Here is a 22,951-nt window from a genome sequence, read left to right as displayed (position 1 = left end):
GGCCGCGGCTACTCTGCCCCATCTCTCGCACACAGTGCCAAAAATGCCCGTTCCTGTCTTGCTTGTCCGCGCTTGGCCTTTGTTGGCGCTCGCTGCGATGGTGTCCTTGGTGCCGGAGGCACATGCCCAGCGGGTCTCGGCCCGCGACCGGGTGAAGATCGAAGCGCTGGAGCAGCGCATGACAGCGGCGGAGAAGCGCTACGGCGACGCGCTGGTGCTGGTGGCCAACGCCGACCCCAAGGGCCGCAACGAGGCCGATGCGGCGCTGGAGGACATGGAGGATGTAATCAGCGCCTGTGTGGCCCAGAAGGGCTGCCAGGTCAGCAATCTGCTGACCACCTACAAGCGCCTGCTCAAGAACACCGCCGATGGCCAGGGCGAAGACGCCGATGCCGTGGTTGCCGATGGCGTCCTGCTCGAGGCCGATCCGGACCACGTCGGGCCGCTGGCGGCCGATGTGCCCGAAGCGGCGCGCGCGGCCGCGCTGCTGAACGACAAGCGCCACGCCTTCGACAGCATGGTCGAGTACAACCCGGCCGTGCAGGCGGGCATCCGCCGCTGGCTCACCGATATGCGTCCGGCGCTGCTCACCAGCTATGAGAACTACCAGAACCTGCGTGCGGTGATGTGGCCGGAGTGGGAGAAGCGTGGCCTGCCCGAGGCGCTGCTGTTCGGCATCATGGCCAAGGAATCCAATGGCCGCGTGCACGCCTCCTCACGCGCCGGTGCGGCCGGTCTGATGCAGTTCATGCCGGCCACCGGCCGCCGTTTCGGGCTCGGCCCGGACGGCACCGGCTTTGACACCCGCTTCGATGCACGCAGCGCGGCCGAGGCCAGTGCCTCGTACATGAACGAGCGCATGCGCGAGCTCAACAAGAACATCGAACTGTCGCTGGCCGCCTACAACGGCGGCGAAGGCCGTGCGGCGCGGGTGTATCGCCAGAGCGCGGGCCAGGGCTTCTGGACCGACAGCGTCTACAACCAGTTCCCCGGCGAGACCAAAGACTACGTGCCGATGGTGATTGCGGCGGCCTGGATCTACCTGCACCCGCAGCAGTACGGTGTGGAGTTCCCCAAAATCAGCGCGCAGCCGGCCACTCTGCGCCTGGCCAAGTCGACCACCATCTACGAACTGACCATCTGCCTGGGCAGCGCCGGCACGCGTGACGGTTACATGCGCGTGCTGCGCAATCTCAACCCGCGTTACGAAGCGGACGGCTGGATTCCGGCGGGCACCACGATCAACGCCACCACGCGCATCGCCGGGCTTTACAACCGCTACTGCGTCAGCGGCCCGCGCGCGGACCTGGCGCGTACGCTGATCACCGCCGACCTCAACGCCGCCATCGTGCGCCCGTCGGCCGCCACCTACACCGGCAATGTGGCCGTGGGCAGCGTGGTGCCGATCGCCGAAGCACGGGACAGCGCTCCGGCGGTCACGCCGACCGCTCCGGTGGCCGTGCCGCGTGCGTCGGCCAAGCCGAAAGCCAAGCCGGTGCGCAGCCACAAGGTGGCCAAGGGCGATACCCTGGGCGGGATCGCCGCCAGGTACCAGTGCGACCTGCCGGCGCTGGCGCGGGCCAATGGTCTCAAGGCGCCGGGCTACGCGCTGCGCCCCGGCCAGACGCTCAAGCTGCAGGGCTGCGACAGGTAACCGACATCCATCATCGGCCGTGGCAACGCGCCACGGCCCCCATGTACACAGACAAAGGAAGCAGGATGGATATCACCGCAATCAACGAGATGTTCGCCAACATCCGCGAAAACACAGACTGGGACCTCAACGGCCCGATGCTGTGGGGGTACTTCTTCGTCAACACCACCCCGGAACCGCTCAATGGCCTGGCCGAGAAGCTGGTCGCGATGGGCTACAGCCTGGTGGAGATCTTCGAGCCGGAGCTGGAGGAGGGCGAGGCGCCGTACCACGTGCTGCACGTGGAGCGCGCCGAGGTGCACACCGAGGCCTCGCTGGATGCCCGCAACCACGAGCTGCAGACCCTGGCCGAGCAGAACGGCGTGGAAGACTACGACGGCATGGACGTCGGACCGGTCGAGATCTGACCGCCCGTCGGGCGCTGCGCGCCATCGCAAACGCCCCGCGGGAGCGGGGCGTTCTGCGTTGGGGTCAGCGCAACGTCGCCAGCGCCTGGCCCAGCTGCACGGCGTGCTCGGCGTCCAGGTGCGGCGCGAAATCGGCCACGCCTGGTGGCAGCAGCACGATCACCGTGGAGCCGTAGTTGAAACGCGCCATCTCCGCGAACCGTGCCAGGGTAATGCCCTTGCCGCGGTAATCCTTGCGCGTGATCGTGTCGCCATAGCGCGGGATCTCTTCGCCGCCCCACACCGTTTCCACGCCCGATACCAGCAGCGCACCGACCATCACCGACACCATCGGCCCGAAGTCGGTATCGAAATGGCAGACCAGCCGTTCGTTGCGGGCGAACAGCCCCGGCACCGTGTTGACCGCTGCCGGCCCGACGCTGAACAGCCGGCCGGGCACGTGCACCGTCTCGCGCAGGGTGCCGGTCCACGGCATGTGCACGCGATGGTAGTCCTTCGGCGAGAGGTACACGGTGGCGTACAGGCCGTGGCGGAAGACCTCGGCATCGGCGGCGTCGCCCAGCAGTTCGGCGGCCGTGAACGACTGGCCCTTGGCCTGGAAGATCCGCCCGTCCTCGATCGCGCCGAGCTGGCTGATCCGGCCATCGGCCGGCATCACCAGCGTGCGCGGATCGGGATCGGCCACGCGTGCACCGGGCTTCAGGGCGCGGGTGAAGAACTGGTTGAACGTGGCGTAGCTGCGCGGGTCCGGATTGGCGGCTTCGGCCAGGTTCACGCCGAACCTGGCGGTGACCGTATCGATCAGCCAGCGCGAGATGCGCGGATTGCTGGAATACGCCAGGCGCCGCGCCATCGAGGACAGCAGACGATGGGGCAGGGCGTAGCTCAGCGTGGTCATCAGACTCATGGGGCGGATTTCTCGGTCAGCAATTGCAGGTCGCGCGCGATGGCCGGCGCATTGAAGGGAGGGCGGATCAGGCCGGCCAGGCGGCCCTGCGGGTCCAGTACGGCCAGGCTGGCCGAGTGTTCGACGGTGTAATCCTCGGGGTTCTCATCGAAGTGCTTGCCGGGCACCTTCTGGAACACGAAGCCCAGGGAGGTGGCGAACCGCTCCAGCGACGGCACGTCGGCGGTAGCGGCCAGGGTGTCCTTGTGGAACGCATGTACGTACTCGCCCAGGCGGGCCGGCGTATCGCGCTCGGGGTCGACGGAGATGAACACCAGCCGCGGACGCAGCGTCTCCGGCAGCGCTTCCCACTGCTTCTGGGCCTGCGCCAGGTCGCCCAGGGTGGTCGGGCAGACATCGGGGCAGAAGGTGAAGCCCAGGAATACCAGGGTCCAATGCCCCTTCAGCTCGCCCGGGATCAGGCGCGTGCCGTCGGACTGGCCCAGGTTGAAGTCGGGCAGGGCCCGCGGCTGCGGATAGAAGGTGATCGACGTGGTGGCCGGCCGGTCGCCGGCCGGCGTGGGCGCGAACACCTTCTGGGCCACGACCAGGCCGAGCCCGGCGGCCAGTGCGATGAGCAGGATGATGCCGACGTTGCGATTGAACATGTAAGGCCCGTTCCCGGAAGGGGCCACCATGATAGGGGCGGCGGCGGCCTGGGTGGTTGTTTTGGGCGGGACGGGTTCCCTCGGCGGTGGACTGGCGCGCAATGAAGGGCAGGTGCAAGGGGGAAGGGGGAGAGCGTGGGTCCCCACCACCCGTTTCTTCTGCAACGGATGCTGCCCGGCATGGGGTCGCCTATAATCAGGGGCCACTTTGTCTGTTGCCCCGCCATGACTGCCGAAACGGCCGCCGAACTCCACACGATCATCGATCTGATCCGCTACGGCACCAGCCGTTTCAACGCCGCCGGGCTGACCTTCGGGCACAGCTACGACAATGCCCTGGACGAAGCGACCCAGCTCGTCCTGCATACGCTCCATCTCCCGCATGACCTCGGCCCGGCCTATGGTGCCGCCCGCGTGACCACGCCGGAGAAGGCCGAGGTGCTGGCCCTGTTCGAGCGCCGCATCACCGAGCGCCTGCCCGCCTCCTACCTCACCGGGGAGACCTGGTTCGCCGGCCTGAGCTTCAAGAGCGACCCGCGCGCTCTGGTGCCGCGCTCGCCGATCGCCGAACTGATCGAAACCGGTTTCGAGCCCTGGCTGGCCGGCCGTGACGTGCACCGCGCGCTGGACCTGTGCACCGGCTCGGGCTGCATCGCCATCGCGATGGGCCACTACTACCCGCATTGGGAGGTGGATGGCGTGGACCTCAGCGATGATGCCCTGGCCCTGGCCGCCGAGAACAAGGAACGCCTCGACGCCCACAACGTCACCCTGATCAAGTCCGACCTGTTCAACGGCCTCACCGGCCGTCACTACGACCTGATCGTCACCAACCCCCCGTACGTCACCAACGACGAGACCGATGCCCTGCCGCCGGAGTACTCCCACGAGCCGGAGATGGGCCTGCGTGCCGGCGACGACGGCCTGGACCTGGTGCTGAAGATCCTCCGCGATGCGCCGCTGCACCTCAGCGAAGACGGCCTGCTGATCTGCGAGGTGGGCGAATCCGAGCGCCACCTGACCAAGCTGCTGCCCGAGGTGGTTTTCAACTGGATCGAGTTCAAGGTCGGCCAGATGGGCATCTTCGCCGTCGAGTGCCGCGAGCTCATCGCCCACAGCACCCGCATCACCGAGCTGGCCAATGCCCGATAGGCCGGCCGTCGCCGCGCGCATCCGCTGGGCCGATCTGGCCCTGCTGATGCCGTTGGCGCTGCTGCTGCCGTTCGCGCTGATCATCGTGATGATGTCCCTGCAGAGCGGCGTCGCCTGTTTCAGCGGCGACACGATGCACTGCCGTTATGCCGCCGCACCCGGCGAACAGCTCTGGTACCACCTCAAGGGCCTGGTCTACGGCGTCTCGGCCCTGCTTGGCGGCGCCGCCGTGATCTGCTGCGCGATTGTCGATGCAACGCTGCTGCAACGGCGCCCGCTGCTGTCGCGGGCGCTGACGGTCGCGCTGGTGATCGGCCTGGCGGTCGCCGTGGCCACCGTGATTGCCAGCATCGGCAGCAGCCCGGACGGCTGGCGCGATGGCTGGGGCCGCCCGGTGTTCATCCTCAGCTTCACCCTGCTGCCGGCCATCGTCGCCGTGCGCCACCTGCCGCGCGTTCTGCGCGCCGCCTTCCCCCGTCATGCGGTATCCCATGTCCAGTAATACCTTCGGCAAGCTGCTCTCGGTCACCACGTTCGGCGAATCGCACGGTCCGGCGATCGGCTGCGTGATCGACGGCTGCCCGCCGGGCCTGGAGATCGACGCTGCGGAATTCGTCCACGATCTGCAGCGCCGTGCCACCGGCAAGAGCCGGCATACCTCCGCGCGTCGCGAAGAAGACGCCGTGGAAATCCTGTCCGGCGTCTACGAAGGGCGTACCACCGGTACCCCGATCGCGCTGCTGATCCGCAACACCGACCAGCGCAGCAAGGACTACAGCAACATCGGCCAGCAGTTCCGTCCTGGCCACGCCGACTACAGCTACTGGCAGAAGTACGGCATCCGCGACCCGCGCGGCGGCGGTCGCTCGTCCGCACGCGAAACCACCATGCGCGTGGCCGCCGGCGTGATCGCCAAGAAATGGCTGCTGCAGCGCTATGGCGTGCGCGTACGCGGTTACCTGTCGCAGCTGGGCGAGATCACGCCGACCGGCTTCGACTGGTCGGCCGTGGAAGACAACCCGTTCTTCTGGCCGGTGGCCGGGCAGGTGCCCGCACTGGAAAGCTACATGGATGCCCTGCGCAAGTCCGGCGATTCGGTCGGCGCGCGCGTCAACGTCGTCGCCGATGGCGTGCCGCCGGGTTGGGGCGAACCGATCTACGGCAAGCTCGACGGCGAACTGGCCGCTGCGCTGATGAGCATCAACGCGGTCAAGGGCGTGGAGATCGGCGACGGTTTCGCCAGCGCAGCCCAGAAGGGCACCGGGCACCGCGACCTGATCACCCCCGACGGCTTCGCCAGCAACCATGCCGGGGGCATCCTCGGCGGCATCTCCACCGGCCAGCAGGTCACCGCCTCGATCGTGCTCAAGCCGACCTCCAGCCTGCGCCTGCCCGGTGCCACGGTGGACGCCAGCGGCGCGGCCGTGGAGGTGATCACCACCGGCCGTCACGATCCCTGCGTGGGCATCCGCGCCACCCCGATCGCCGAGGCGATGATGGCGCTGGTGCTGATGGACCAGGCCCTGCGTCATCGGGCCCAGTGCGGCGACGTGGGCGAGGTCGCGCCGCGCATTCCGGGCAGCATCGATGGCTGATCCGCGTCCGAGGGTCTGGGTCAGCCAGCCGCTGTTCGACGATGTCGTCGAACGGCTCGGGCAGTACTTCGACCTGGACATGACCGCCGAGGTCACCCGCCACACGCCATCGCAGCTGGCCGCGCGGCTGGCAGGTGCCGACGGCGCGCTGATCACCCTCAACGAACGCATCGGCGCGGCCGAGATCGCCAACGCCCCGCGGTTGCGTGCGATCGCCAATGTCGGGGTGGGTTACAACAACCTGGATGTCGACGCGCTCAGCGCCGCCGGCATCCTGGCCAGCAACACCCCGGACGTGCTGACCGAGACCACCGCCGATCTCGGTTTCGCACTGTTGATGGCCGCCGCCCGCCGCATCACCGAGTCCGAGCGCTGGCTGCGTGAGGGCCAGTGGGGGCAGTGGTCGTTCCGGACCATGCTCGGCGCGGACATTCACGGCAGCACGCTGGGCATCCTCGGCATGGGCCGCATCGGCCAGGGCATCGCCCGCCGCGGCGCCCTGGGCTTTGGCATGCGTGTGCTGTACCACAACCGGTCACGCCTGCCGGAGGCCACCGAGGCCGAGGTCGGCGCGACGTACGTCGACCTGGACACGCTGCTGGCACAGGCCGACCACCTGGTACTGGTATTGCCGTACAGCGCCGCCTCGCATCACATCATCGATGCGGCCGCCCTGGCGAAGATGAAGCCGGGCGCCACCTTGGTCAACATCGCGCGTGGCGGCATCGTTGACGAGCTGGCACTGGCCGATGCGCTGGCCAATGGCCGCCTGGCGGCCGCCGGGCTGGACGTGTTCGACGGCGAGCCCACGGTCCGTCCGGAACTGCTGGCCCTGCGCAACGTGGTGCTTACCCCGCACATCGGCAGCGCCAGCCAGGCCACGCGCCGGGCGATGGTGCAGCTGGCCGTGGACAACCTGACGGCCGCGCTGGACAAGGGACCCCATGCCGGGCGTCCGCCAAGCGCGATCAACGCCGACGCCGTGCACGCTGCCCGTGCCGGCGCGGCTTTCGTGGGCGCCAAGAAAACCGACGACGCAAAACGATAGGGAACCGCCGCGTCCATCACGCGAGGTTCCCCGAACCCACTCCGCGTTCCCTGCACAGCGGGCAGGTACCGACCGTCGGCCGGTACGCCCTTCAAACAGACACGACAGTGCCGGCCCTGGGTCGGCACCCCATCACACGAGGTTCCCCATGAACAACCCTGATCGTCGTTTCCACGTCGCCGTCGTCGGTGCCACCGGTGCTGTCGGCGAAACCATGCTGGCCATCCTGGCCGAGCGTGATTTCCCGATCGCCACCCTGAGCCTGCTCGCGTCCTCGCGCTCGGCCGGCGGCGAGATCGAGTACAAGGGCGAGAAGATCAAGGTCCAGGACCTGTCCGATTTCGATCCGACCGGCGTGGATATCGCGCTGTTCTCGGCCGGTGGCAGCGTCTCCAAGGAGTTCGGTCCCAGGTTCGCCGCGGCCGGCGCGGTGGTGATCGACAACTCCTCGGCCTTCCGCTACGACGACGACGTGCCGCTGGTGGTGTCCGAAGTGAACCCGGAGGCATTGAAGAACCGTCCCCGCGGCATCATCGCCAATCCGAACTGCTCGACCATGCAGATGCTGGTGGCGCTGGCTCCGCTGCATCGCCAGTACGGCATCCAGCGCATCAACGTGGCCACCTACCAGTCGGTGTCCGGCGGCGGGCGTTCGGCGTTGGAGGAACTTGGCAAGCAGACCGGCCAGCTGCTCAGCTTCCAGGAGATCGACCCGCAGCGCTTCCCGGTGCAGATCGCCTTCAACCTGATCCCGCACATCGACGACTTCCAGGACAACGGCTTCACCAAGGAAGAAATGAAGCTGGTGTGGGAGACCCGCAAGATCCTCGGCGATGACAGCATCCTGGTGAACCCCACCGCCGTGCGTGTGCCGGTGTTCTACGGCCACTCCGAAGCGGTCACCATCGAAACCCGTGACAAGGTCACCCCCGACGCCGCGCGTGAACTGCTGTCGCGTTCGCCGGGCGTGGAAGTGGTCGACCGGCATGAAGCCGGCGGCTATCCGACGCCGGTCACGCATGCGTCGGGCAACGATGCGGTGTATGTCGGCCGCATCCGCGAGGATCTGTCGCATCCGCGCGGACTCAACCTGTGGATCGTGTCGGACAACATCCGCAAGGGTGCTGCCCTCAACGCCGTGCAGCTGGCCGAGCTGGTTGCCGCCGAAGGTTGAGCGGGTGGGCGGCGGCGGCATGGGGATGCCGCCGACCGCACCACATGAATCATCGCCGATCACGGGGGGAGCCGTTATATTGGCCGCCATGAAGAACCGGGCTCCGGGCGCATTGCGCCCGCTCAAGTATGTGTCGACGCTGCTGCTGGCCCTGGCCAGCAGCTCCGCCCTGGCCCTCGGCCTGGGCGATATCCGTGTGCTGTCCAAGCCCGGCCAGCCACTCCTGGCAGAGATTCCGGTGATTTCGGCCGATCCGGCCGAACTGGAACAGCTTCGGGTCTCGCTGGCGTCGCCGGCCACCTTCGCCCGCGTCGGGCTGGAACCGCCCAGTGGCCTGGTCAGCGAGCTGCAGTTCGAGCTGACCCGCAATGCGCAGGGCCGGGCCGTGGTCCGCGTAAGCAGCCATGCGCCGGTCGCGACAGCGTCGCTGAACTTCCTGATCGAGGCTGATTGGGGGCAGGGCAGGCTGGTGCGCGAGTATTCGGCGCTGGTCGATGCGCCCAACAGCGCCGCCGCCGTTGCCGAGCCGGAGATCGTCGCGCCTGCCGGCGCCCTGTCCAATGCCATCGTGCGTGAGCCGGCCCCTGCGCCAGCCGTGGTGCCGCCGGCCGCTGCTGCGGCGGCCCCCGCGCCGCGGACGGCGGCGGCCGCACCGCGCCCCACCGTCAACCGTCCGCCGGCCCCGGCCGCCCTGGGCGCCGAGGGCATTACCGTCCAGCGCGGCCAGACGCTGTCGCAGATCGCCGCGACAGTCGCACGCGAGCAGGGCGTCAGCCGCGACCAGGCGATGATCGCGCTGCTGCGCGCCAACCCCGAGGCCTTCATCCGTGGCAACGTCAACCTGCTCAAGCAGGGCGCGGTGCTGCGCGGTCCGGCCGGCAACGGCGGCGCGGCCATCGATCCCGGCGAGGCGGCTGCGATCGTGCGTGAACATACCGCCCAGTGGCGCCAGTCGCGCGCAGCGATTCCGCAGCCGGCCGACACCGCCGCCAGTGCACCGGCCCCTGCCAGCGCTGCCGCTGCCACGCCGCCGCGCCAGGGGGCCCGTCTGGAAATCGCGCCGGCCGTCGCCGCTGCCGACCACACCGCAGGAACAACCACCGGCACCGCCGCCGGCAGTGAGGGTGACATGCTGGGCAACGAACAACTGCGTCAGGCCAAGGAAGATGTCGCCACCCGCGATGCCGAGATCCAGGAGCTGCGCAACCGGGTGGCCGAACTGGAGAAGCTCAAGACCCAGCAGCAGTCACTCATCGCAATGAAGGACAGCGACCTGGCGGCTGCCCAGCAGCGTCTTGCGCAGGCGCCGTCGCCACGCGACAGCAGTGGGAGTGGGTGGTACTGGCTGGGTCTGGTCGTCCTGGTGCTGGGCGTGGTCGGCTGGCTCTTCGGTCGCCGTCGCAAAGCCTCACCGTTGCCGCCGCTGTCGCGTGACGGCCTTGACGGTGCCGCACTTGCCGCCGCCGTGCCGGCCGCCGATTACGTGGATGAGCTGGCCGCGCAGCAGCGCCTGGCCGACGAAGACGACAACGTACACGTCGCCGCGCTGGACGAAGCGCCGCTGGCCGACGACCTGCGCCGCGAGCCGGTGTTCGCGCTGGCGCCGGTGACCGGCGACAGCCCGGCCGTGGACGAGGACGAGGTGGTCGCCGAGGCCGCGCCCGAGGCTGCGCCGGTGCTGCCGGGCCCGCCGGCGCATGCGCTGGAAGCGGCGGCGCAGCCGTCCTTCCGTGGCGTGTTCGAGTACCCGGCCGAGCCGGTGTCCGACGCCGACCCGACGGACATCGCCGCCGCAGGCCACGATGCGATCGAGGCAGGGGACGCGCCTGCCGATGGCACCGTGTTCGGGCCCGCGCCGGGACGCGACCGCCTGGAGCTGGCGATCGCCTACCTGGACCTGGGCGACGCCGAAACCGCGCGCACGCTGCTGCAGGAAGTCGCCGTGGGCGCGGACCCGCACATGCAGGCCGAAGCGCGCGAGCTGCTGGCGCGCCTGGGATGAACGACGCGTTTGCCCGTCGTTTCCCCGCTTGATTCCCGGGCCGACGCCGGCCCGGTTCCCCGACGAAACAGAGGTTGAGCATGCGCTACGCGTTGGGCGTGGAATACGATGGCAGTGAGTACAAGGGCTGGCAGCAGCTGGGCGAGAGTGGGTGTCCCAGCGTGCAGGCCAGCCTGCAGGAGGCGTTGTCCTCGGTGGCCGATGCACCGATCCAGGTGACGTGCGCCGGCCGCACCGATGCCGGCGTGCACGGCGAATGCCAGGTGGTCCATTTCGATACCGACGTGGTGCGCGATCCGCGCGGGTGGACCTTGGGCACCACGACCCGGTTGCCGCGTTCGATCGCCGTGCGCTGGTGCGTGCCGGTGGCCGACGACTTCCACGCACGCTTCTCGGCCCGGGCGCGGCGCTACCGCTATCGGCTGCTCAACCGTCAGGTGCGGCCGGCGCTGTACCGCCAGACCCTGAGCTGGGAACGTCGCCCGCTGGACGCCGGGCTGATGCACGCGGCTGGCCAGGCGCTGCTCGGCGAGAACGACTTCAGTGCCTTCCGCAGCATCCAGTGCGAGGCCCTGCATGCCCGCCGCGAGCTCCAGGCGATCAGCGTGGTCCGCCACGATGAGGTGGTGGAGGTCTGCGTTCAGGCCAATGCATTCCTTCATCACATGGTGCGCAATATCGTCGGCTCACTGATTCTGATCGGTTGTGGGGACAAGCCGGTGTCGTGGATGGCCGAGCTGCTGGCTGGCCAGGACCGCACCGTGGCCGGTCCCACCGCCCCCCCGCAGGGACTGGTGTTCGTTGGCCCCCTGTATCCCGACAACTGGCATCTGCCCGCCGAGGTCACCTTATGAGCCGCTCCTTCTATCGCACCCGCATCAAGTTCTGCGGCATGACCCGGGCCGGCGACGTCCGCCTGGCCGGCGAGCTGGGCGTGGACGCGGTCGGCTTCATCTTTGCCCGCGAGAGCAGGCGCCGCGTCGCGCCGGCTGAGGCCCGCGCAATGCGCCAGGCCATCGCGCCGATGGTGGACGTGGTCGCGCTGTTCCGTGACAACACCAAGGAGGAAGTCCGCGAAGTGCTGCGTACCGTGCGGCCAACCCTGCTGCAGTTCCACGGCGACGAGGACGAGTCGTTCTGCCGCAGCTTCAACATGCCCTATCTGAAGGCCGTGGCGATGGGCGGGCGCGACGACGTCAACGCCCGTCAGCTGCAGCTGCGCTATCCCGGCGCGGCCGGCTTCCTGTTCGACAGCCACGCACCGGGCGGTGGCGGCGGCACCGGCGTCGCGTTCGACTGGACACGTCTGCCCACCGGCCTGCACCGTCCCTTCCTGCTGGCCGGTGGCATCACCCCGGACAACGTATTCGATGCCATCGTCGCCACCCTGCCGTGGGGGGTGGATGTGTCCAGCGGCATCGAAACCGAACCGGGCATCAAGGACGGCTACAAGATGCGCAAGTTCGTCGAGGAAGTGCGCCGCGCCGACTGCCACGAGGCGGATTAGCCTCCACGGCGGCATTCGACGGCAGCGCCCGACCGTGGGCCGGGAGACCGGTTCACGTCAGTTGTCCGGCCAACCAGTCCGCCAAGGCGTCCACCCGCGCATCCTGGGTCCCCTCCGGCGTTGCCAGCACCCAGAAGCCGCCGGTGGCGGCGAACCCCCACGGTGCGAGCAGCCGCCCTGCCGCCAGGTCGTCGGCCACCAGCGGTTCGGGGGCGATCGCCACGCCCAGCCCGGCCACGGCCGCTTCCAGCAGGTAGTACAGATGCTCGAACCCGGTGCCCAGTTGCAGGCGCGCCGGGTCCAGTCCCTGCGACGTTGCCCACGCCGGCCACGCCTGCGGGCGTGAGGTGGTCTGCAGGAGCGTTTCGTCCAGCAACGCGTGCGGCGGCCTCCCGCGCAGGCGCGCAGCGGCAGGGTGCTGCGGACTCACCACCACGCCGACCCGTTCCGGTGCCAGTGCGCGCACCCGCCAGCCGCGGGGCCACGGCGGTTGCGCCAGCAGCAGGATGGCATCCAGCGCCTGCTGGTCGGCGGTGAAGCTGCCATCCTGCGCCGACCAGTGCAGCGGCAGCCCGGGCAGGGCAGCCTGCAGTGCCTGCAGCCGCGGAATCATCCAGCGCGCCAGAATGCTGCCACTGCAGCCGAGCACCAGCGGCCCCGGCCGTTGCTCGCGACTGATCACCGCAACCGCGTCGCGGATCTGCGCGAAAGCGCCCTCACAGGCGGTCTGCAGCACGGTGCCGGCGGGGGTCAGCCGCAGTCCGCGGCCGTCGCGCACGAACAGGGCCACGCCCAGGACGTCTTCCAGCACGCGCAACTGGCGGCTGATTGCCCCATGCGTCACGTGCAGCGACGCGGCCGCGCGGCCCACGCCGCCGAGCCGGGCCGTTGCCTCGAAACTGCGCAGGGCGTTGAGCGGGGGCAGGGGGGAGGTGCTCATGTGAGTTTTCCTGACAGGTCATGGCAGATATTGTCGATATTACTGTCATGACCCGTGCGTTAAAGTGTCAGCCTGTCTCCACCGGTTGTCGCGCCATGTCCTCCACCCCCGCATCCCCCATCGCCGATTTCCATGCCTATCCGGATGCCCAGGGGCATTTCGGCCGTTACGGCGGCAGCTTCGTCGCCGAAACCCTGATCGGGCCGCTGCAGGAGCTGGCCGCCGCCTATGACGAGGCGCGCCGCGATCCGGCCTTTATCGCCGCCTACGACAAGGACCTCACCCACTACGTGGGCCGGCCGAGTCCGATCTACCACGCCGAACGCCTCAGCCGTCAGGTCGGTGGCGCACAGATCCTGCTCAAGCGCGAGGACCTGAACCACACTGGCGCGCACAAGATCAACAACACCATCGGCCAGGCGCTGTTGGCCGCGCGCATGGGCAAGAAGCGCATCATCGCCGAGACCGGTGCCGGCCAGCATGGCGTCGCCAGCGCCACCGTGGCGGCGCGGCTGGGCCTGGAATGCGTGGTGTACATGGGCGCCACCGACATCGAGCGGCAGAAGATCAACGTCTACCGCATGAAGCTGCTCGGCGCGACGGTGGTGCCGGTCACCTCCGGGTCGGCCACGCTCAAGGACGCACTCAATGAAGCGATGCGCGACTGGGTCACCAACGTGCGCGATACCTTCTACATCATCGGTACCGTCGCCGGGCCGGACCCGTATCCGCGCATGGTGCGTGATTTCAACGCCATCGTCGGGCGCGAAGCGCGCGCGCAGATGCTCACCGACTACGGCCGCCTGCCCGATGCGATCACCGCCTGCGTGGGCGGTGGCAGCAACGCGATCGGCCTGTTCCATGCCTTCCTCAACGATCGCGATGTGCGCATCGTGGGCGCCGAGGCCGCCGGTGACGGCATTGAAACTGGTCGTCATGCGGCCTCGATCGCGGCCGGCCGCCCGGGCGTGCTGCATGGCAACCGCACTTATGTGATCTGCGACGACGACGGGCAGATCATCGAAACCCACTCGGTTTCAGCCGGCCTGGACTACCCCGGCGTGGGCCCGGAGCACGCCTTCCTGGCCGATGCCGGTCGCGCCGAGTATGTCGGTATCACCGACGACGAAGCATTGGCCGCGTTCCATCAACTGGCCCACAGCGAGGGCATCCTCGCCGCGCTGGAATCCAGCCACGCGGTCGCCCAGGCGATCAAGCTGGCGCGCGCGCTGCCCAGCGACAAGCTGGTGCTGTGCAATCTGTCCGGTCGGGGCGACAAGGACGTGCACACCATCGCCGCGCGCGAGGGTCTGATGCTGTGACCCCCCTGCTGCGCCAGGGAAGTGCGCTGCTGATCGTGGTCGGCCTGACCGGCTGTACCCCGCCGGACCCGCCGGTGCTGCCGGCCGCGCCTGCGGCGCCCGCGGCGATCGCACCGGCACGGATGCCGGCAAGCAACGAAGACGACATTGCCAACCGCCCGATCGAGGACGACCCGGCGCCCGAACCGGCCGTCGAGCCGGTTGCCCCCGACGCCGCGGCTCCGGCGGTGGTCTCGGTTGCCCTGGACCATGCCGGCGACATCGTGATCGGGCAGCGCTTCAGCGTGACCGATGCCGATGACCAGTGGCATTCGGCGGGTCTGAGCGAGGGCGGGGCGCCCGGGAGCTGCGAGTTCTATGAGCGCGGCAGTCTGCCCGAGGGCGTTTCGATGATGGTCCAGGATGAGCACGTACTGCGTTTCGACCTGGCGTTGCTGGACGGATCGGGCGAGACCATCACCCAGCCCGGGCCGTTCGGACTGCGCCTGGGCATGTCGCGCGAAGACGCCCTGCGGCGCCTGCCCGGCGGCAGCACCGCGCAGCCGCATGCCTATGTCCCTGACGCGGGCGAGTACCTCACCTGGCAGGACCCGGGCTCGGATCTGGCGATCCGGCTGGAGATCGTCGATGGGGCGATAACGAAGATGTACTGGGGCGCCAGCGGCGCCGTTGAAACGTTCGAAGGATGTGCCTGACATGAGTGTGGACCGTATCGATGCCTGTTTTGCCCGTCTGCGTGCCTCCGGCCGCAAGGCGCTGATTCCCTTCATCACCGCGGGTGACCCGGGCCTGGAGGCGACCGTGCCGGTCATGCACGCATTGGCTGCCGCGGGGGCGGACGTGATCGAACTGGGCGTCCCGTTCTCCGACCCGATGGCCGACGGACCGACCATCCAGCGCAGCTCCGAGCGCGCCTTGGCGCGTGGTGCAGGGCTGCGCTACGTACTGGAGACCGTGGCTGCCTTCCGCCGTGACGACGCTGCCACCCCGGTGGTACTGATGGGGTATCTGAATCCGGTCGAGATCCACGGCACCGCACGCTTTGCCGAGGCGGCGATCCGCGCCGGCGTGGACGGTGTGCTGCTGGTGGACCTGCCGCCGGAAGAGGCCGACGAAACCCGCAGCATCTTCGCGGCCGCAGGCCTGGCCCTGATCCTCCTGGCCTCGCCGACCACCGCCGATGCGCGGCTGGACACCCTGTCCACGATGGCCCAGGGCTACCTGTACTACGTCAGCTTCGCCGGCGTCACCGGTGCATCCGACCGCCTGGACAGCAGCGCCGCCAGCGCCCGCCTGCGCGACCTGCGCCAGCGCTCCCACGTGCCGGTGGTGGCCGGTTTCGGCATCAAGGATGCGGCCAGTGCGGCGGCGATGGCGGTGGAGGCTGATGGTGTCGTGGTCGGCAGCGCCCTGGTTGCCGCCCTGGCCGGGACCGGTGATGCCGCTGCCGCCGCGCACGTGGCCCGGACGTTCCTGCAACCGCTGCGCGAGGCGCTGGACGTGCGGTAACGCCGGCCGCCGCGCCCCCTCGAACGTACGCCCCAGCACGGTTTTCACGCCCGCTTTACTGCACGGGCAGGGGGTCCCGGGCACCGTACGGGTAAGCTAGACTGTCGGCCTTTGCGGCCCCCGGGCCGCCCTGAACGGAAGTAGCATCCCGCATGAGTTGGCTCAGCAAGTTGATGCCGTCTGGCATCCGCACCGACAACGTCCCCAGCAAGAAGCGCAGCGTCCCCGAGGGCCTGTGGGAGAAGTGCAGCAGCTGCGGCAGCGCGCTCTACCGTCCCGAGCTGGAGGAGAACCTCGAGGTCTGTCCCAAGTGTGGCCATCACATGGCCATCCGCGCACGCGCGCGTCTGGCGGCGCTGTTCGACGTCGACAGCACCACCGAGATCGGCGCGCGCCTGGGCCCGACGGACCTGCTCAAGTTCAAGGACCAGAAGAAGTACAGCGAACGCATCAAGGCCTCGCAGAAGAACACCGGCGAGTACGACGCGCTGATTGCCATGCAGGGCCTGATGAAGGGCCGCCCGCTGGTGGCCTCGGCCTTCGACTTCGCCTTCATGGGCGGTTCGATGGGCTCGGTGGTGGGGGAGCGCTTCTCGCTGGCCGCCGAAAAGGCGCTGGAGATCGGTGCGCCCTACGTGTGCTTCTCCGCCAGCGGCGGCGCGCGCATGCAGGAAGGCCTGTTCTCGCTGATGCAGATGGCCAAGACCTCGGCCGCGCTGGGTCGCCTGCGTGATGCCGGCCTGCCGTACATCTCGGTACTGACCCACCCGACCACCGGTGGCGTGTCGGCGTCGTTTGCCATGCTGGGCGACATCAACATCGCCGAACCGCAGGCGCTGATCGGCTTCGCCGGTCCGCGTGTGATCGAGCAGACCGTGCGCGAAAAGCTGCCCGAAGGCTTCCAGCGTTCGGAGTTCCTGCTGGAGCATGGGGCGATCGACCAGATCTGCGATCGCCGCGAAATGCGTGACCGTCTGTCCGAGCTGCTGGCCATGCTGGGCCGCCAGCCCGCGCCTGCCGCGGACGCCGCTGCCTGATGGGCGCGCGCAGGTATTTCGGCACCGACGGCATCCGCGGTCGGGTCGGCCAGGGGGTGATCTCGGCCGATTTCGTGCTGCGCCTGGGCAACGCGCTCGGTCGCGTGCTGACCGCGCGCAACGGCCATCGGCCGGGCCACCGCCCGGTGGTGGTGATCGGCAAGGACACGCGCATCTCCGGCTACATGTTCGAAGCCGCGCTCGAGGCGGGGCTGGTTGCCGCCGGCGCGGACGTGCAGCTGCTGGGGCCGATGCCGACCCCGGCCGTCGCCTTCCTGACCCGCACGCTCGGGGCCGACGCCGGCATCGTCATCAGCGCCTCGCACAACCCGCATTACGACAACGGCATCAAGTTCTTCTCCGCCGATGGCGAGAAGCTCGATGACGCCACCGAGCTGGCACTGGAAGCAGCGCTGGACGAACCGTTCACCACCGCCGAATCGGACCGTCTCGGCAAGGCCATGCGCGCCCGGGACGCGGTGGGCCGCTACATCGAATTCTGCAAGGCCAGCGTGCCGCGTGCCTTCGACCTGCGCGGGTTGAAGATCGTGCTCGACTGCGCCCACGGCGCCACCTACCACATCGCGCCGCTGCTGTTCCGCGAGCTCGGTGCGGAGGTGGTCGCCATCGGCGCCGAGCCGAACGGTGTGAACATCAATGACGGCGTCGGGTCGATGCACATCGACAACCTTGCCGCCAAGGTGCGCGAGACCGGTGCGGATCTCGGCATCGCCTTCGATGGCGACGGCGACCGCGTGCTGATGGCGGACGATCAGGGCAACCCGGTCGATGGCGACGACCTGCTGTACGTGCTGGCGCCCTCCTGGCGCGGCAATGGACGCCTGCGCGGTCCGGTGGTCGGCACGTTGATGACCAACTTCGGGCTCGAGCAGGCGATGGAGCGGCTGGGCATACAGTTCCTGCGCAGCAACGTCGGTGACCGCTACGTGCACCAGGCGCTGGTCGAAGGCGGTGGCGTGCTCGGCGGTGAGGCCTCCGGTCACCTGCTGTGCCTGGACCGCGCCACCACGGGCGACGCCATCGTCAGCGCACTGCAGGTGCTGGAAGTGCTGCGGCGTGAGAATACATCGCTGCGGCAGGCGCTGTCGGGCCTGCACAAAGTGCCGCAGAAGACCGTCAACGTGCGTCTGGCCGGTGTCTCGGCCAAGGCCGTCGTGCAGTCCGACAGCGTGCAGGCCGCTCTCGCGGCCGCGCAGCAGTCGGTGCAGGGCCGCGGTCGTGCGTTCCTGCGGCCGTCGGGGACCGAGCCGGTGGTACGCGTGACCGTCGAAGCGGACAGCAGCGACCTGATGCAGGCCACGCTGGACAACCTGTCCGATGCGGTGAAGGCCGCCGCAGCGGCCTGACATGTCGCAGGCGGCGCAAACGAAGAACCCGGCCTCGGCCGGGTTTTTTCGTGGCGCACGCGTTCGTTTCCGGGCCGTTACGGCCCCGGCGCCATCTTCTTCTGTTTCGCCTTGAAGCGGTTGAACAGCGGCGCGATCAGCGGGTGGTAGCTCAACGCGATCCGCTTGCGCAGCCAGCGTGCCGGACGGTTGCGGATGGCGAAGCGATAGATGTGGCCAGGATCGCCGCCCACCACATTGCGGCCGAACGGATGGGTGGTATGCAGGTGGGTGAAGCCCTGTTGCCGTGCGATCGCCACGTAGTCCTCGTCGAAATCGCCGTACGGCCAGCACAGCGTGTCCGAAACGCTGCCAAGCTCCTGCTGCAGCACCGCGCGCGCGCGCGACAGGTCGCTCTCGATACCCACGCATTTCTGCGCCCGGCTGATCGCCTGCTTCATCCAGCGCGTATGCGTATGGGTGTGGCAGTGCACTTCGAAGGTGCCGGCGGCGATCATCGCGCGCGCCTCGCTCCAGCGCATCATCACCGAGTCGGCGCGGTCCTGTTCCAGGATCGCCGCTTCGCAGCCGCGATGGTCCGGTGTTGCCGGCAGGGTCGCGCCGGTCTGGCCGGCATGCGGCCGTTCCGGGCCATCGCCCATCCAGCCGGTCACCACGAACACCACCGCGTGCATGCCGTACTTGAGCAGGATCGGGTGCGCGTAGACCCAGTTGTCCAGGTAGCCGTCGTCGAAGGTGATCACGATCGACTTGCGCGGCACCGGCTGGCCGGCGAGGAAGCCGGCGTACTGCTCCAGCGTCAGCGAGGTCCAGCCGTCGGCGGCCAGCCACGCAATCTGGCTTTCGAAGTTCTCCGGGGACACGGTGATCATGCCCGGCGAGGGCGATACATGGTGATGCATCAGCACCGGGACGGATCTAGCGTTGGCCATGCCCAAGTTCCTTCAACCACTGGTGGTAATAGTGTTCGGTCGCTTCGGTGTGGCCGGTCGGCGTGAAGCGCTGCGCGCTGTGCATCCATTCCCAGCCGGCGCGGCCCATGCGGCGGCGCTCCTGCGGGTCTTCGACCAGCGTCTGCAGCGCGTGCGTCAGCGCGGCCGGGTCGCCAAGCGGCGCGAGCATAGCATTGCTCCCTTCCATCACCATTTCCGGCACGCCACCCACCCGCGTGGCCACGATCGGCACGCCGACGTAAGCTGCTTCCAGGAACACGGTGCCGGCCGCTTCCTTGTGGCTGGCCAGCGCGAAGATGTCGAAGGCGGTCATCAACCGGCACGCGCCGAGGCGGTAGCCCAGCAGGTGCACCTGGCTGGCGATGCCCAGTTCCGCGCGCAGCGCCAGCAGGCGGTCCATCACCGGCTGTCCGTCGCCGACGATCACCAGCTGCAGGTTGCGGTGGCGGCGGCAGAGCGGGGCGATGGCGTGCAGCAGGTCGGCGTGGCCCTTCGGCTCACGCAGCACCGCCACGCAGCCGACCACGATCTGGTCCTCGTCGAAACCGAGTTCGCGCCGCACCTCGGTGCGGGTCTCCTGCAGGCACTGCCACGGATCGTCCTTGTTGATCTGCGTCCACTGCGGCGGGACCGCGATCGGCGGCACGATGCCGATCCGCTCCCCGGCGATGCCGCGCGTCACCAGCAGCTGCTTCACGAAGCTGCTGACGGTCAGGACCCGGTGCGGCAGGCCGGTGTAGGTCAGCAGTGAGTTGACCGGGCTCATCAGGTGACGCGAGCGCACCACCAGGGGCGTGCCGCCCAGGCGCGCTCCGGCAGCGGCGATAAGACTGTCGCGCCGGCTGGTCGTGTTGACCACGTGGTAGCCGTGGCGTCGCACCAGTCGCGAGACCGTGCCGATGCCGCGCAGCAGGCGCAGCAGGCCGCCCATCTTCAGGGTGTGCACGGTGAACCCGGCTTCCCGTGCGATTTCGCCGAGCCGCGCGCCGGGTTGGCACAGCAGCGACACGTCATGGCCGCGCTCGCGCATGGCCAGCATGTGCCGGTAGATGTAGATCTCCTGACCGCCAAAGCCTTTGGCCGCTTCGGTATGCAGGATCTTCAGCGGGATGACGCGGTGGCCGGCGGCCTCAGCGCCCGCCGCGAGGGCCTGAGCGTGGGGATCGGCGACGGGCGGACCGGCGTCGGCCTGCCGGGGGCTGCCAGCGAAGGAAGAGGGCTCAGCGGGAACCGGCGAGGTGGCGTCCATAGGGCGGATCGAGTGCTGCAGCAGAGGAGGGGACGCGTGGCGGCGGCAGCGTCATTGGCCCGTTCACACAGCCCGGGTGGCGCGCATTGTATCGGCTTGTATCAATGTATCGGTGGCGGCATGAGCCCGATCTGTCACAATGTTCAGCCGGGCCACAGGTGCGGCCCTTCGTCCATCCAAGAACAAGCCAGGTAACGCTGTGAGCCAGATTCCGACCCTCGACATCACCCGTTTCGACAGTGACCGCGACGCCTTCGTTGCAGAGCTGGGCGCGGCCTACCGCGAATGGGGTTTCGCGGGCATCCGCAACCACGGCATCCCGCAGGCCGACATCGATGCGGCCTACGACGTCTTCAAGGCCTTCTTCGCTCTGCCGGAGGAGACCAAGCGCCAGTACCACGTGCCGGGCAGCGGTGGCGCCCGCGGCTACACCCCGTTCGGCGTGGAAACCGCCAAGGGCTCCCAGCACTTCGACCTGAAGGAGTTCTGGCACATCGGCCGCGAGATCCCGGACGATTCCAAGTACCGTGACGTGATGGCCCCGAACCTGTGGCCGTCCGAGGTTCCCGGTTTCCGTGAGCGCGGTTACGGCCTGTACCAGGCCCTGGACAACCTGGGCTCGCGGGTCCTGTCGGCGCTGGCGCTGCACATCGGCCTGCCGATCGACTTCTTTGCCGACAAGACCAACAACGGCAACTCGATCCTGCGCCCGATCCACTACCCGCCGATCACCGCCGAGAACATTCCCAACGTGCGCGCCGGCGCACACGGCGACATCAATTTCATCACGCTGCTGGTCGGTGCCAGCGCGGCGGGGCTGGAAGTGCAGTCGCACGAAGGCAAGTGGGTGCCGTTCACCTCCGACGCGGACACCATCGTGGTCAACATCGGCGACATGCTGCAGCGCCTGACCAACCATGTGTACCCGTCCACCATCCATCGCGTGGTCAATCCCCCGGGCGAGCAGGCGCGCCAGCCGCGTTACTCGGTGCCGTTCTTCCTGCACCCCAACCCGGACTTCCTGATCGACGTGCTGCCGACCTGCATCACCCCGGACAACCCGAGCCGCTACCCGGAGCCGATCACTGCCCACGGCTTCCTGGAAGAGCGCCTGCGCGAGATCAAGCTGAAGTAACCGCCCATCCGACCGAACCGGCAGGTACCGACCGCTGGTCGGTACGCCCCGGAAGGCTGCCAAAAGGCCACCGTCATGGTGGCCTTTTTGTTTGTCGCGAACGGCGCGGCTGCTCATTGCTATCAGCGCGGGGCGAGGCCCGGCACACCCCTCCGCGACACGCCGTGAACCCATCCCTGGGGGCTGCTCCAAAACATCCATGTTTTGGAGCGTCGCTGCGGGGTGCACCGGTCCTCACCCCTCAAGCAGTCCGTCGACCGGATCGGAAAGCAGATTCAAGCCGTCGGCATGGGCCGCTTCTGCCGTCCGGTCGCCATCATCTGTAGGGGGCTGGGGCCGGTACGCCCCGGAGGGACTGTCGAAAACATGGATGTTTTCGACAAGCCCCCAGGGATGGGTTTACGTGCGTGTCCCGGAGGGGCGTACCGGACCCGGCCCCCTCTCCGACAACAATGAACAGCCGCGCTCTTCGCGCCAAACCCAGCCACAGATCATTATCCATTTGAAATGTAAGCGTTTTCGGCGGGGCGCTGATTCGTTACATCCGGTATCATTGCCCGTTGATACCCAACTGGAGCCCCGCCATGCGCCGCAAGATCGTCGCCGGTAACTGGAAGCTGCACGGCAGCCGCCAATTCGCCACCGACCTGGTCAGTGACCTGGTCGCCAGCCTGCCGCGCGATGGGGTGGAGGTGGTCATCCTGCCGCCCCTGCCGTACCTGGGCGAACTGGTCGAGGACTTCGAGGGCCGGGCCATCGCCTTTGGCTCCCAGGACGTGAGCTCCAACGAGAAGGGCGCCTACACCGGCGAGGTCTCGGCCTCGATGCTGGCCGAGGTCGGCGCCCGCTATGGCCTGGTCGGCCATTCCGAGCGCCGCCAGTACCACAATGAATCCAGCGAGCTGGTGGCACGCAAGTTCGCCGCCGCCCTGCATGCCGGCCTGGTCCCGGTGCTCTGCGTGGGCGAGACGCTGGAGCAGCGCGAGGCCGGCCAGACCGAGCAGGTCATCGCCGCCCAGCTGGCCCCGGTGCTGGCCCTGGTGGGCCCCTCCGGCTTCCAGCATGCCGTGGTCGCCTATGAGCCGGTCTGGGCCATCGGCACCGGCCGGACCGCCAGCAAAGAGCAGGCCCAGCAGGTCCATGCCTTCATCCGTGGCGAAGTGGCCAAGCTGGATGCTAGAATCGCTGATTCGTTGCCGATCCTTTACGGCGGCAGCGTGAAGCCCGACAACGCTGGGGAACTGTTCGCGCAGCCCGATGTCGATGGTGGGCTGGTGGGCGGCGCCTCCCTGGTGGCCGCGGACTTCCTGGCCATCGTCGATGCGGCGGCCGGGCGCTAACAAGAT

At 68.6% G+C, this 22,951-nt stretch carries 22 protein-coding genes; 17 read left to right on the top strand and 5 right to left on the bottom strand.

Features of this window, described 5'->3' with window-relative positions:
- Nucleotides 1-43: 43 nt before the first annotated feature.
- Nucleotides 44-1,654 carry a transglycosylase SLT domain-containing protein gene (locus OC534_RS09045; protein ID WP_153165191.1) on the top strand — a complete coding sequence of 537 codons (1,611 nt, stop codon included), beginning with the start codon at nucleotides 44-46 and terminating at the stop codon, nucleotides 1,652-1,654.
- 65 nt (nucleotides 1,655-1,719) lie between these two features.
- The gene (locus tag OC534_RS09040; RefSeq protein WP_017354304.1) at nucleotides 1,720-2,061 is read left to right on the top strand and encodes a ribonuclease E inhibitor RraB; all 342 of its coding nucleotides are present in this window, start codon (nucleotides 1,720-1,722) and stop codon (nucleotides 2,059-2,061) included.
- A gap of 64 nt (nucleotides 2,062-2,125) precedes the next feature.
- Here OC534_RS09040 and asd read toward each other — a convergent pair whose 3' ends face one another.
- Together asd and OC534_RS09030 are read right to left on the bottom strand one after the other, a co-directional pair.
- Nucleotides 2,126-2,968, bottom strand: coding sequence for an archaetidylserine decarboxylase (asd, locus tag OC534_RS09035; RefSeq protein WP_017354303.1), 843 nt, complete (start codon nucleotides 2,966-2,968; stop codon nucleotides 2,126-2,128).
- The gene (locus tag OC534_RS09030) at nucleotides 2,965-3,615 is read right to left on the bottom strand and encodes an SCO family protein (RefSeq protein WP_136003208.1); all 651 of its coding nucleotides are present in this window, start codon (nucleotides 3,613-3,615) and stop codon (nucleotides 2,965-2,967) included. The genes asd and OC534_RS09030 overlap by 4 nt, the downstream gene beginning before the upstream one ends.
- A gap of 225 nt (nucleotides 3,616-3,840) precedes the next feature.
- Between OC534_RS09030 and prmB the strand changes: the two genes are divergently transcribed.
- The 8 genes from prmB to OC534_RS08990 all read left to right on the top strand — a co-directional run bounded on the left by prmB (nucleotide 3,841) and on the right by OC534_RS08990 (nucleotide 12,093).
- Entirely contained in the window at nucleotides 3,841-4,767 is a 927-nt protein-coding gene (prmB, locus tag OC534_RS09025; protein WP_017354301.1) for a 50S ribosomal protein L3 N(5)-glutamine methyltransferase, read from the top strand.
- The gene (locus OC534_RS09020) at nucleotides 4,757-5,269 is read left to right on the top strand and encodes a hypothetical protein (protein WP_153165189.1); all 513 of its coding nucleotides are present in this window, start codon (nucleotides 4,757-4,759) and stop codon (nucleotides 5,267-5,269) included. The genes prmB and OC534_RS09020 overlap by 11 nt, the downstream gene beginning before the upstream one ends.
- Entirely contained in the window at nucleotides 5,259-6,362 is a 1,104-nt protein-coding gene (aroC, locus tag OC534_RS09015; RefSeq protein WP_262071684.1) for a chorismate synthase, read from the top strand. The genes OC534_RS09020 and aroC overlap by 11 nt, the downstream gene beginning before the upstream one ends.
- Complete coding sequence (locus tag OC534_RS09010) at nucleotides 6,355-7,410, top strand: D-glycerate dehydrogenase (RefSeq protein ID WP_262071683.1); 1,056 nt, start codon at nucleotides 6,355-6,357, stop codon at nucleotides 7,408-7,410. The genes aroC and OC534_RS09010 overlap by 8 nt, the downstream gene beginning before the upstream one ends.
- A 148-nt stretch (nucleotides 7,411-7,558) precedes the next feature.
- On the top strand, nucleotides 7,559-8,584 hold the full coding sequence (locus tag OC534_RS09005; protein ID WP_017354297.1) for an aspartate-semialdehyde dehydrogenase: 1,026 nt from the start codon (nucleotides 7,559-7,561) through the stop codon (nucleotides 8,582-8,584).
- Nucleotides 8,585-8,672: 88 nt separating this feature from the next.
- A complete protein-coding gene (locus tag OC534_RS09000; RefSeq protein ID WP_262071682.1) occupies nucleotides 8,673-10,586 on the top strand; it encodes a FimV/HubP family polar landmark protein in 1,914 nt (637 codons plus the stop codon).
- An 80-nt stretch (nucleotides 10,587-10,666) separates the two neighbouring features.
- Nucleotides 10,667-11,440, top strand: a complete 774-nt coding sequence (gene truA, locus OC534_RS08995; RefSeq protein WP_017354643.1) for a tRNA pseudouridine(38-40) synthase TruA — start codon at nucleotides 10,667-10,669, stop codon at nucleotides 11,438-11,440.
- Nucleotides 11,437-12,093: a phosphoribosylanthranilate isomerase gene (locus tag OC534_RS08990; protein ID WP_017354644.1), complete on the top strand. Its 657-nt coding sequence runs from the start codon at nucleotides 11,437-11,439 to the stop codon at nucleotides 12,091-12,093. The genes truA and OC534_RS08990 overlap by 4 nt, the downstream gene beginning before the upstream one ends.
- Before the next feature lie 52 nt (nucleotides 12,094-12,145).
- Here OC534_RS08990 and OC534_RS08985 read toward each other — a convergent pair whose 3' ends face one another.
- Nucleotides 12,146-13,033 carry a LysR family transcriptional regulator gene (locus OC534_RS08985; RefSeq protein WP_262071681.1) on the bottom strand — a complete coding sequence of 296 codons (888 nt, stop codon included), beginning with the start codon at nucleotides 13,031-13,033 and terminating at the stop codon, nucleotides 12,146-12,148.
- A gap of 95 nt (nucleotides 13,034-13,128) precedes the next feature.
- Between OC534_RS08985 and trpB the strand changes: the two genes are divergently transcribed.
- The 5 genes from trpB (at nucleotide 13,129) to glmM (ending at nucleotide 18,268) form a co-directional block, all read left to right on the top strand.
- Complete coding sequence (trpB, locus tag OC534_RS08980) at nucleotides 13,129-14,355, top strand: tryptophan synthase subunit beta (protein WP_017354646.1); 1,227 nt, start codon at nucleotides 13,129-13,131, stop codon at nucleotides 14,353-14,355.
- Nucleotides 14,352-15,050, top strand: a complete 699-nt coding sequence (locus OC534_RS08975; protein WP_262071680.1) for a hypothetical protein — start codon at nucleotides 14,352-14,354, stop codon at nucleotides 15,048-15,050. The genes trpB and OC534_RS08975 overlap by 4 nt, the downstream gene beginning before the upstream one ends.
- Before the next feature lie 7 nt (nucleotides 15,051-15,057).
- On the top strand, nucleotides 15,058-15,864 hold the full coding sequence (trpA, locus tag OC534_RS08970) for a tryptophan synthase subunit alpha (protein WP_262071701.1): 807 nt from the start codon (nucleotides 15,058-15,060) through the stop codon (nucleotides 15,862-15,864).
- A gap of 152 nt (nucleotides 15,865-16,016) precedes the next feature.
- The gene (gene accD, locus OC534_RS08965) at nucleotides 16,017-16,901 is read left to right on the top strand and encodes an acetyl-CoA carboxylase, carboxyltransferase subunit beta (RefSeq protein WP_017354649.1); all 885 of its coding nucleotides are present in this window, start codon (nucleotides 16,017-16,019) and stop codon (nucleotides 16,899-16,901) included.
- A complete protein-coding gene (gene glmM / locus OC534_RS08960) occupies nucleotides 16,901-18,268 on the top strand; it encodes a phosphoglucosamine mutase (RefSeq protein ID WP_262071679.1) in 1,368 nt (455 codons plus the stop codon). Before accD ends, glmM begins: the two co-directional genes overlap by 1 nt.
- A 77-nt stretch (nucleotides 18,269-18,345) precedes the next feature.
- Here glmM and OC534_RS08955 read toward each other — a convergent pair whose 3' ends face one another.
- Both OC534_RS08955 and OC534_RS08950 read right to left on the bottom strand, forming a co-directional pair.
- Nucleotides 18,346-19,200 carry a polysaccharide deacetylase family protein gene (locus OC534_RS08955; protein WP_017354651.1) on the bottom strand — a complete coding sequence of 285 codons (855 nt, stop codon included), beginning with the start codon at nucleotides 19,198-19,200 and terminating at the stop codon, nucleotides 18,346-18,348.
- A complete protein-coding gene (locus tag OC534_RS08950; protein ID WP_262071678.1) occupies nucleotides 19,187-20,470 on the bottom strand; it encodes a glycosyltransferase family 4 protein in 1,284 nt (427 codons plus the stop codon). Before OC534_RS08950 ends, OC534_RS08955 begins: the two co-directional genes overlap by 14 nt.
- A gap of 199 nt (nucleotides 20,471-20,669) precedes the next feature.
- Here OC534_RS08950 and OC534_RS08945 point away from each other — a divergent pair, with 199 nt between their 5' ends.
- Together OC534_RS08945 and tpiA are read left to right on the top strand one after the other, a co-directional pair.
- Nucleotides 20,670-21,605 carry a 2-oxoglutarate and iron-dependent oxygenase domain-containing protein gene (locus OC534_RS08945; RefSeq protein WP_136003216.1) on the top strand — a complete coding sequence of 312 codons (936 nt, stop codon included), beginning with the start codon at nucleotides 20,670-20,672 and terminating at the stop codon, nucleotides 21,603-21,605.
- A gap of 584 nt (nucleotides 21,606-22,189) precedes the next feature.
- A complete protein-coding gene (tpiA, locus tag OC534_RS08940; protein ID WP_017354654.1) occupies nucleotides 22,190-22,945 on the top strand; it encodes a triose-phosphate isomerase in 756 nt (251 codons plus the stop codon).
- The last annotated feature ends 6 nt before the right edge of the window (nucleotides 22,946-22,951 follow it).

This window comes from Stenotrophomonas sp. Marseille-Q5258 (genome assembly GCF_946900935.1).
Taxonomy (GTDB): Bacteria; Pseudomonadota; Gammaproteobacteria; order Xanthomonadales; family Xanthomonadaceae; genus Stenotrophomonas; species Stenotrophomonas nematodicola.
The sequence above is the reverse complement of the archived record's forward strand: the minus strand, read 5'-3'. Positions and strand labels throughout refer to the sequence as shown.

What these genes read in the sequence shown, in the direction of transcription:
- asd (WP_017354303.1), bottom strand. Translation starts at nt 2,968, where the DNA reads ATGAGTCTGATGACCACGCTGAGCTACGCCCTGCCCCATCGTCTGCTG.
- OC534_RS09045 (WP_153165191.1), top strand. Translation starts at nt 44, where the DNA reads ATGCCCGTTCCTGTCTTGCTTGTCCGCGCTTGGCCTTTGTTGGCGCTC.
- OC534_RS09010 (WP_262071683.1), top strand. Translation starts at nt 6,355, where the DNA reads ATGGCTGATCCGCGTCCGAGGGTCTGGGTCAGCCAGCCGCTGTTCGAC.
- accD (WP_017354649.1), top strand. Translation starts at nt 16,017, where the DNA reads ATGAGTTGGCTCAGCAAGTTGATGCCGTCTGGCATCCGCACCGACAAC.
- tpiA (WP_017354654.1), top strand. Translation starts at nt 22,190, where the DNA reads ATGCGCCGCAAGATCGTCGCCGGTAACTGGAAGCTGCACGGCAGCCGC.
- OC534_RS09000 (WP_262071682.1), top strand. Translation starts at nt 8,673, where the DNA reads ATGAAGAACCGGGCTCCGGGCGCATTGCGCCCGCTCAAGTATGTGTCG.
- prmB (WP_017354301.1), top strand. Translation starts at nt 3,841, where the DNA reads ATGACTGCCGAAACGGCCGCCGAACTCCACACGATCATCGATCTGATC.
- OC534_RS09020 (WP_153165189.1), top strand. Translation starts at nt 4,757, where the DNA reads ATGCCCGATAGGCCGGCCGTCGCCGCGCGCATCCGCTGGGCCGATCTG.
- OC534_RS08990 (WP_017354644.1), top strand. Translation starts at nt 11,437, where the DNA reads ATGAGCCGCTCCTTCTATCGCACCCGCATCAAGTTCTGCGGCATGACC.
- glmM (WP_262071679.1), top strand. Translation starts at nt 16,901, where the DNA reads ATGGGCGCGCGCAGGTATTTCGGCACCGACGGCATCCGCGGTCGGGTC.
- truA (WP_017354643.1), top strand. Translation starts at nt 10,667, where the DNA reads ATGCGCTACGCGTTGGGCGTGGAATACGATGGCAGTGAGTACAAGGGC.
- OC534_RS08955 (WP_017354651.1), bottom strand. Translation starts at nt 19,200, where the DNA reads ATGGCCAACGCTAGATCCGTCCCGGTGCTGATGCATCACCATGTATCG.
- OC534_RS09005 (WP_017354297.1), top strand. Translation starts at nt 7,559, where the DNA reads ATGAACAACCCTGATCGTCGTTTCCACGTCGCCGTCGTCGGTGCCACC.
- OC534_RS08985 (WP_262071681.1), bottom strand. Translation starts at nt 13,033, where the DNA reads ATGAGCACCTCCCCCCTGCCCCCGCTCAACGCCCTGCGCAGTTTCGAG.
- aroC (WP_262071684.1), top strand. Translation starts at nt 5,259, where the DNA reads ATGTCCAGTAATACCTTCGGCAAGCTGCTCTCGGTCACCACGTTCGGC.
- trpB (WP_017354646.1), top strand. Translation starts at nt 13,129, where the DNA reads ATGTCCTCCACCCCCGCATCCCCCATCGCCGATTTCCATGCCTATCCG.
- OC534_RS09030 (WP_136003208.1), bottom strand. Translation starts at nt 3,615, where the DNA reads ATGTTCAATCGCAACGTCGGCATCATCCTGCTCATCGCACTGGCCGCC.
- OC534_RS09040 (WP_017354304.1), top strand. Translation starts at nt 1,720, where the DNA reads ATGGATATCACCGCAATCAACGAGATGTTCGCCAACATCCGCGAAAAC.
- OC534_RS08950 (WP_262071678.1), bottom strand. Translation starts at nt 20,470, where the DNA reads ATGGACGCCACCTCGCCGGTTCCCGCTGAGCCCTCTTCCTTCGCTGGC.